A 506-nucleotide genomic window follows, 5' to 3' on the forward strand; every position below is an offset into this window, starting at 1 on the left:
CAAGGGAGCTTGACTGCGAGACGGACAGGTCGAGCAGGGACGAAAGTCGGGCTTAGTGATCCGGTGGTTCCGCATGGAAGGGCCATCGCTCAACGGATAAAAGCTACCCCGGGGATAACAGGCTGATCTCCCCCAAGAGTCCACATCGACGGGGAGGTTTGGCACCTCGATGTCGGCTCATCGCATCCTGGGGCTGTAGTCGGTCCCAAGGGTTGGGCTGTTCGCCCATTAAAGCGGTACGCGAGCTGGGTTCAGAACGTCGTGAGACAGTTCGGTCCCTATCCGTCGCGGGCGGAGGAAATTTGAGAGGAGCTGTCCTTAGTACGAGAGGACCGGGATGGACGCACCGCTGGTGTACCAGTTGTCCCGCCAGGGGCACCGCTGGGTAGCTATGTGCGGACGGGATAAGCGCTGAAAGCATCTAAGCGTGAAGCCCCCCTCAAGATGAGATTTCCCACCGCGTTAGGCGGGTAAGATCCCTCGAAGATGACGAGGTCGATAGGTCC

1 rRNA gene is annotated in these 506 nt (G+C 59.5%); it reads left to right on the forward strand.

Annotated elements, in window-relative coordinates:
- A 23S ribosomal RNA gene (locus GZ1_RS17840) occupies positions 1-506 on the forward strand; the annotation flags it as partial.

This window comes from Geobacillus zalihae NBRC 101842, from assembly GCF_001544135.1.
GTDB classification, from domain to species: Bacteria; Bacillota; Bacilli; order Bacillales; family Anoxybacillaceae; genus Geobacillus; species Geobacillus zalihae.